We start from the raw sequence: 7,358 nt of genomic DNA on the forward strand, positions 1-7,358 counted from the left end.
TGCCATAACAGCTGCTGAAAACCATAAAGTACTTTTGATTGATAGTAATGAAAAAATAGCTAAGAAGCTATTTATTACAGGAAAAGGAAGATGCAATATAACAAACGCTAAGGATATTGGTGACTTTTTTGATTATATACCAGGTAATCCACATTTCCTTTATAGTGCTTTATATTCATTTACTAATAATGATGTTATAGAGATGATAGAAAATGAAGGAACAAAATTAAAGGTAGAGCGTGGTGGAAGAGTTTTTCCAGAGTCTGATAAGTCATCAGATATAATAAAAGCTTTATCTAAAAAACTAAGCAAGGCTAAGGTAGATATTAGATTAAATTCTAAAGTTACAGATGTGTTCTTAGAAAATGATATTATTAAATCGGTTGAAATAAATGGTAGTGAAAGAATCAGTGCTGATTATTTCATTATTGCTACTGGTGGAGCATCTTATCCTTTAACTGGATCAAGAGGTGAAGGGCAAGTTTTAGCTGAAAAAATGGGTCATAAAATAATTGATTTAAAACCTTCATTGGTACCAGTTGAGTTAAATGGAGATTGGTTTAAAGAATTAATTGGATTAACATTAAAGAATATCAAGTTAGATATACTAGATAGTAAGAATAAGGTTAAGTATTCAAATCAAGGAGAAATGAAATTTACTTCATATGGGATATCTGGTCCTATAGTATTATCTGGTTCACGATTTATAGATTATAAAGATACATATTCAATTTCTATTGATTTAAAGCCGTCTTTAGATGAAAAAGAACTAGACTTAAGAATACAAAAAGATTTTAAAAAGTATATTAATAAAGATTTTAGAAATTCATTAGATGATTTATTACCACAAAAAATGATTCCACTGATAATAAAACTTTCAATGATAGATCCTTATAAAAAAGTAAATGAAATAACTAAAGTTGAAAGAAGGAATCTTGTAAATGCTATAAAAAATATAAAAGGTAAAGTAAAAGGATTAAGACCTTTAGCAGAAGCTATAGTTACTTCAGGTGGAGTGTCTACTTTAGAAATTGACCCTTCAACAATGAAATCAAAAATTATTAATAACCTATCATTTGCCGGTGAAGTTATAGATATTGATGCCTTTACTGGAGGTTATAATGTACAAATTGCATTATCTACTGGATATTTGGCAGGAAAATATTTATAATACTTGTGAACTTTAAATAATGATTATATAATTTTAAAGGATAAAAATAATACATAATTTTGAAAGGCGGAATAATATGAGAATATCAGTTGCAATAGATGGACCAGCTGGTGCAGGGAAGAGTACCATAGCAAAGCTAGTAGGAAAAAAATTTGACCTTATGTATATAAATACTGGAGCAATGTATAGAGCAGTTGCTTTAATGGCAGAGCGTAATGATGTTAAGCCAGAAGAGGTAGAAAAATTAGTCAAGCTAGTTGATACTATGGAAATGCATTTTGAAAATGATGATTTAATTCTAAATGGAGTTAACGTACAAGAAGAAATTACAATGCCAGAAATAAGTGCAATAGTTTCAAATTATGCTACTATACCTGAAGTTAGAGCTAAGTTAGTTGAATTACAGAGAAATATGTCAGAAAAATATGATGTAATTATGGATGGAAGAGATATTGGTACTGTAGTTTTAAAAGATTCAAAATTCAAATTTTTCTTAACTGCCAGTGCGGAAGAACGTGCTAATAGAAGATATAAAGAGTTAACTGAAAGAGGCCTTGAAGTTAATTATGATGAAATATTAAGTGAAATAATAAGAAGAGATACTATTGATAGCACAAGAGAAGTTGATCCATTAAGAAAAGCTGATGATGCAATAGAAATAGATAGTTCAAATTATAATATAAATGAAGTTACTGAAATAATTTGTAATTATATTGAAAATATATTAAAATAAAATTATATTGATTTAACTTAGGAGAAATAATATGAAAAAAATCACGCTTGCTGAAAATGCTGGATTTTGCTTTGGAGTTCAAAGAGCAGTAGAAGAAGCAATTAAAATTCAAAAACAGTATAGTAAAAAGATATATACATTAGGTCCTTTGATTCATAATAATGATGTTGTTAAATTTTTAGAAGAAAATAATATATATTCAGTAGAATTTGAGAACATTGATATGCTAAAAGAAGGCGATGTAATAGTAATACGTTCCCATGGAGTAGGAATTGAAGTTATTGAATCACTAAAAGCAAGAAATCTTATAGTTGTTAATGCAACTTGCCCTTACGTTACGAATATACAGAAGAAGGTTAATAAGTATTCTTCTTTAGGATATAAAATTGTAATTTTAGGTGATAAAAAACATCCAGAAGTTGTAGGTATAAACGGCTGGTGTAACAATGATGCAATAGTAACAAATAACGGTGAATTTGATGAAGAACTTCCTAAAAAAGTATGTGCAGTATCACAGACCACTGAAAAAGAGGCTAATTGGCAAAATACTATTAACAATTTAACTCCACATGTTAAGGAACTTTTATCATTTAATACAATATGTTCAGCTACAGAAGTAAGACAAAAGAGTATTGATGAACTTTCTAAAGTAAGTGATGCAGTTATAGTTGTAGGTGGAAAAAACAGCTCAAATACTACAAAGCTTTATGAAATAGCTAAAAACAACTGTATCAATACTATACACATTGAAAATGTAAATGAATTACCAAAAGAATTTATTGAAAACGAATCATTCGAAAAAATTGGGATAACAGCTGGAGCATCAACTCCAGATTGGATTATAAAGGAAGTTATTGATAAGTTGGAGGGGAATAAAAAAATGGAAAATCAATTAGAGTTAATGAACGAAATGGATAGAAGATTTCGTATTGGAGATGAAGTAGAAGGAGAAATTTTATCTATAACTAACGATGTTGTAGTAATATCTTTAGTAGGATACAAATCAGATGGTGTTATTCCATTTAAAGAACTTACATCAGCAGAAAAGCTTGAAGAAGTTTTAAATAATATTAAAGTTGGTGATACAATAAAGGCTAAAGTTATCAAATTAAAAAATGAAGATAACTATGTTGTATTATCAAGACTTGAATTTGAAAAAGAAGAAGCTTTAGGATACTTAGAAAAAGTATATGAAAACAATGAAGAGTTAACAATCAAAGTAACTGCAGCAAAAGAAAAAGGATTAGTTGCATACTACAATGGTGTAAGAATATTTATACCATCTTCACAAATTGATATCAAATATGTTGAAGATAAAGAAAGTTTAGTAGGAACAGAAATGACTGTTAAGCTTATAGATTTTTCAAAAGAAAATCTTTCAAAAATTGTTGCTTCAAGAAAGACTCTTTTAGAAGAAGCTAAAGCTAAAAAAGAGAATATTACTTGGGACTCTCTTCAAGTTGGTGACATTGTAAAAGCTGAAATAAAGAGATTTACAAACTTTGGTGCTTTTGCAGAAGTTTATGGTGTTGATGGATTAATACATTTATCACAAATTTCATGGAGCCACATAAAATCTTGTGAAGAAGTATTAAAAATCGGTCAAATTGTAGATGTTAAGATAATAAACTTAGATAAAGATGCAAAGAAATTATCATTAAGTATTAAAGAATTAACTCCTGAACCATGGAGCGTTGTTGATGAAAAGTACAGCGAAGGTTCAGCAGTTTTAGGAAAAGTAGTTAGAATCAATGATTTTGGTGCTTTTGTTGAATTAGAACCAGGAATAGATGGGTTAGTTCATATTTCAAAAATTAGCCATGATCACATAAAACATCCAAGTGAAGTTTTATCTATTGGTGAAGAAGTTAAATGTATAATATTAAGCATTGATAAAGAAAATAAAAAAATAGCACTTAGCATAAAAGATGCTGAATAAAATTTAGCCTTTATAAAATTATAAGGTATTATTAAAAAAGATTACACATATTATTCCAGTGTAATCTTTTTGTCTTTAAAAAGTTTGGTGTTAGAAGGGATAGGCATGTTATCGTTAGAAAAGTTATCAAATAGCAATTTGGATAGATTTAAAAAGTTAAGTGCAGAAAAATTGAATTTTAAAACTTATGACAAAGATTTTTTTAAGTATTACGAAAGTGAAAGCTTTTTTTCAAAGATATTACTAAAAAAATTTGTGAAATTATTTGTCCATGATGAAAAAGTTATTGGTTATATTTGGTACAATGTACCTTTTGAAAATCCCATTAAGGTGTGGTCTTTATATGTAAAACCATCATATTTAGAGCTTGTAGACAAGGATATACTACAAGAATTTGATAACGATATGCTTATTTATGAGGAATCAAACAACGAAGCAATAAATAGTGTATTATGTAAGTTAGGTTTTTGTAAATATAAAGAAACATTTTTAATGAAACTTGTATTATTTAATAAAGAGAAAAATAATTATGAAAGTTTGCTTAAAAAGATAACTGAAGATAAAGATGTCATTGAATATAATTGTGGTAAAAATTTAATGATTCCCAATATTTACTTTAAAAAATTTAAAATAGGTAAAGATGAAAAATTAAGATGTGACATACAAAATGATATTTTTCATGATAAAATGCGAGCAGAAATTGATGTTACAGATATTGAAAATGATATTAAACAAGAATACTATATAGAAGATCTCTCTATTTTTTTGATGATGAATAATAGTGCCATTGGTTATGGTCAAGTTATTTATAGTAGAGGTCGATATACTGTTGTTAATTTCGGTATCGTTTCTGCTTTTAGAGGTAAGGGGTTTGGTGAATTATTATTGAAACAAATTATTAATGAATGTATAGATAGAAATATATTAGATTTATACATTAGAGTTGATGAAAATAATACTAAGGCCATAAACTTATATAATAAATGTGGATTTAAATATGAGTACTCCATAAATAACTGGAAAAGAGAAAAGTAATAAAAAAATTAATATAAATATAAGCATACATTCTTTTAATTGTCATAATTTTTTATTATAATATTAAATGATTATGTTAATAATAGTAGGTTACAAAGGAGTATAAACAATGAACGATAAATTATTAAAATACTATATCGAAACTTGGGGTTGTCAAATGAATGAAGAAGATTCTGAAAAACTTTCTGGTATGCTTAAAAGAATTGGATATACAAGAACTGAAAATAAAGAAGAAGCAGGTATAATATTATTTAACACTTGCTGCGTAAGAGAAAATGCTGAAAATAAAGTTTTTGGTAACTTAGGAGCTCTTAAAAAGTTAAAGAAGAAAAATCCAGACTTAATTATAGGAATATGTGGATGTATGATGCAGCAAGAAGGTATGGCAGATAGAATTTTAAAAGAATTCCCATACGTAAATATTATATTTGGTACTCATAATGCATATAAATTCCCAGAATATTTAAATAGAGTTAGAACTGAAGGGGTTCAAATAAAAGAAATATTCAATAAAGAAACAGACATTGTTGAAGGGCTTCCAATAGATAGAGAAAGCAGTGTAAAAGCTTTCGTAACAATAATGTATGGCTGTAATAACTTCTGTACTTATTGTATCGTACCATATGTAAGAGGAAGAGAACGTTCAAGAAAACCTGAAGATATATTAAAGGAAATAAGAGAGCTTGTTGCACAAGGTTATAAAGAAATAACTTTACTTGGGCAAAACGTAAACTCATACGGTAAAGGATTAGAAGAAGACGTTGATTTTGCTAAACTTTTAAGAATGATTAATGAAATAGAAGGATTAGAAAGAGTTAGATTTATGACATCTCATCCTAAAGACCTTACAGTTGATGTAATAATGGCTATTAAAGAATGTGATAAATTATGTGAACAAATCCATTTACCAGTACAAAGTGGATCAAATAGCATATTAAAGAAAATGAATAGACATTATACAAGAGAATATTACTTAGATTTAGTAAAGAAGATCAAAGAAGAAATACCAGGAGTAACTTTAACAACAGATATTATTGTTGGTTTCCCTGGAGAAACAGAAGAAGATTTCCAAGAGACATTAGAACTTGTTAAAGAAGTAGGATATTCTTCAGCATTTACTTTCATTTATTCAAGAAGAAATAATACACCAGCTGATATGATGTTAAATCAAGTTAGTGAAGAAGATAAGCACCATAGATTTAATAGATTAGTTGCTGCAGTAAATGAAAGAGTAATTGCACAAAACAAGGCTGAAGAAGGCAATATACTTGAAGTATTAGTAGAAGGAAACAGCAAAAATGATGCTGAGAAACTTACAGGAAGAACAAGAACAGGAAGATTAGTTAACTTTACTGGTGAAGGTATAAACGCTGGAGACATTGTGAATGTAAAAATAACAAGAGCTCAAAACTTCTCACTAATAGGTGAAGTAATTAAATAACTTAAAGCTGCCGCATATGGCAGCTTTTTTAATTTTATATATATATTTTATAACTTACTTTAATATATTTTTATATAAAACTAAATCAAAAGGTGATAATATATGGATTTACTTAGCATAGGATTAATTTTAGGAGGTGTTTCACTGGTTATAGGCTGTATTGATTTTGCCAGAATACGATGTTCACGGCTTTTAAATATCTGGATTAAATTAGGCCTTTCAAAATATAAGATAAAGAGGCACTATAAGATAGAAAATGGTGAAGGAATCATAGTTAAAGTACCTATTGGAGGAAGTTTTAAAGAACTTTCAGATTACAAAGATAAGCTACAAAAGGCATATGGTTGTAAATGCGAAATAGTTGATTGTTGTAAAAGTAAGTTTATTGCCATTGAGTTCACTTATTAAGATATTTTATTTTAAATTAAAATAGTAATATTTATTATAAATTTAAAATATTATTTACTAATAGTATATAGTTATAAAAATTAAGAGGAGACGTGAATCATGTCAGTGTGGAAGTCTATTTTAACTAGATTAAATAACAGAGGTACCATATTAGCTTTAGCTGCACTTATTGTAAGTCTATTATGTCAATTTGGCTTAGACATCAATAGTGATAAAATTATGGGTATAATAGATACCATCTGTAGCATTTTAATTTTGCTGGGCGTGCTAAATGATCCAACAAATAATGCTAAAGCTTATATTCCAGGTGTTTCTGATAAACTAGCTGATAAAAGTAATAAAGAAAGCTAATTAAAGTAATTTCTGCAATAATAGAATAATTATAGTTTTTTAAAATAAGGTCTTTTAAGAGACCTTATTTTTATTATTAATTATTAAAAAAATATAAGTATAAATATGCAAAACTAATGAATAAAACTCGTTTTGCATACAAAATCTCGGAGGAGTATATGTATAAATATAAAATTGTATTATTTTTAATAAATGAAGTTAATTTTAGATAAATTTGTTTCTTTTTATTTACTTTATATTCTTTTTGCAATGTTGTATAATTTATTAAAATGGCTTAATA

Annotated in this window: 7 protein-coding genes; all 7 read left to right on the plus strand. The window is 27.4% G+C overall.

All coding sequences use genetic code 11. The features are described 5' to 3' along the window. On the plus strand, positions 1 to 1,171 hold a 1,171-nt coding region (locus Q5O44_RS13900), incomplete at its 5' end, for an NAD(P)/FAD-dependent oxidoreductase (protein WP_302638204.1). A gap of 76 nt (positions 1,172 to 1,247) precedes the next feature. Then, positions 1,248 to 1,904 (plus strand): (d)CMP kinase, encoded by a 657-nt coding sequence (gene cmk / locus Q5O44_RS13905; protein ID WP_022169052.1) that lies wholly within the window; start codon positions 1,248 to 1,250, stop codon positions 1,902 to 1,904. 31 nt (positions 1,905 to 1,935) lie between these two features. Next, positions 1,936 to 3,843, plus strand: coding sequence for a bifunctional 4-hydroxy-3-methylbut-2-enyl diphosphate reductase/30S ribosomal protein S1 (locus tag Q5O44_RS13910; protein ID WP_022169053.1), 1,908 nt, complete (start codon positions 1,936 to 1,938; stop codon positions 3,841 to 3,843). A 105-nt stretch (positions 3,844 to 3,948) separates the two neighbouring features. Beyond that, positions 3,949 to 4,878 carry an N-acetyltransferase gene (locus Q5O44_RS13915; RefSeq protein ID WP_022169054.1) on the plus strand — a complete coding sequence of 310 codons (930 nt, stop codon included), beginning with the start codon at positions 3,949 to 3,951 and terminating at the stop codon, positions 4,876 to 4,878. A gap of 109 nt (positions 4,879 to 4,987) precedes the next feature. Next, a complete protein-coding gene (gene miaB / locus Q5O44_RS13920; protein WP_022169055.1) occupies positions 4,988 to 6,319 on the plus strand; it encodes a tRNA (N6-isopentenyl adenosine(37)-C2)-methylthiotransferase MiaB in 1,332 nt (443 codons plus the stop codon). 102 nt (positions 6,320 to 6,421) lie between these two features. Beyond that, complete coding sequence (locus Q5O44_RS13925; RefSeq protein WP_022169056.1) at positions 6,422 to 6,727, plus strand: hypothetical protein; 306 nt, start codon at positions 6,422 to 6,424, stop codon at positions 6,725 to 6,727. 99 nt (positions 6,728 to 6,826) lie between these two features. Next, on the plus strand, positions 6,827 to 7,078 hold the full coding sequence (locus Q5O44_RS13930) for a phage holin (protein WP_022169057.1): 252 nt from the start codon (positions 6,827 to 6,829) through the stop codon (positions 7,076 to 7,078). Positions 7,079 to 7,358: the final 280 nt, after the last annotated feature.

Source organism: Clostridium sp. CAG:221, assembly GCA_000435835.1.
Classification (GTDB): Bacteria; Bacillota; Clostridia; order Clostridiales; family Clostridiaceae; genus Clostridium.

Bases quoted from the DNA above. Each gene is read 5' to 3' on its own strand.
- Q5O44_RS13915 (WP_022169054.1), top strand. From the start codon at position 3,949: ATGTTATCGTTAGAAAAGTTATCAAATAGCAATTTGGATAGATTTAAA.
- Q5O44_RS13925 (WP_022169056.1), top strand. From the start codon at position 6,422: ATGGATTTACTTAGCATAGGATTAATTTTAGGAGGTGTTTCACTGGTT.
- cmk (WP_022169052.1), top strand. From the start codon at position 1,248: ATGAGAATATCAGTTGCAATAGATGGACCAGCTGGTGCAGGGAAGAGT.
- Q5O44_RS13910 (WP_022169053.1), top strand. From the start codon at position 1,936: ATGAAAAAAATCACGCTTGCTGAAAATGCTGGATTTTGCTTTGGAGTT.
- miaB (WP_022169055.1), top strand. From the start codon at position 4,988: ATGAACGATAAATTATTAAAATACTATATCGAAACTTGGGGTTGTCAA.
- Q5O44_RS13930 (WP_022169057.1), top strand. From the start codon at position 6,827: ATGTCAGTGTGGAAGTCTATTTTAACTAGATTAAATAACAGAGGTACC.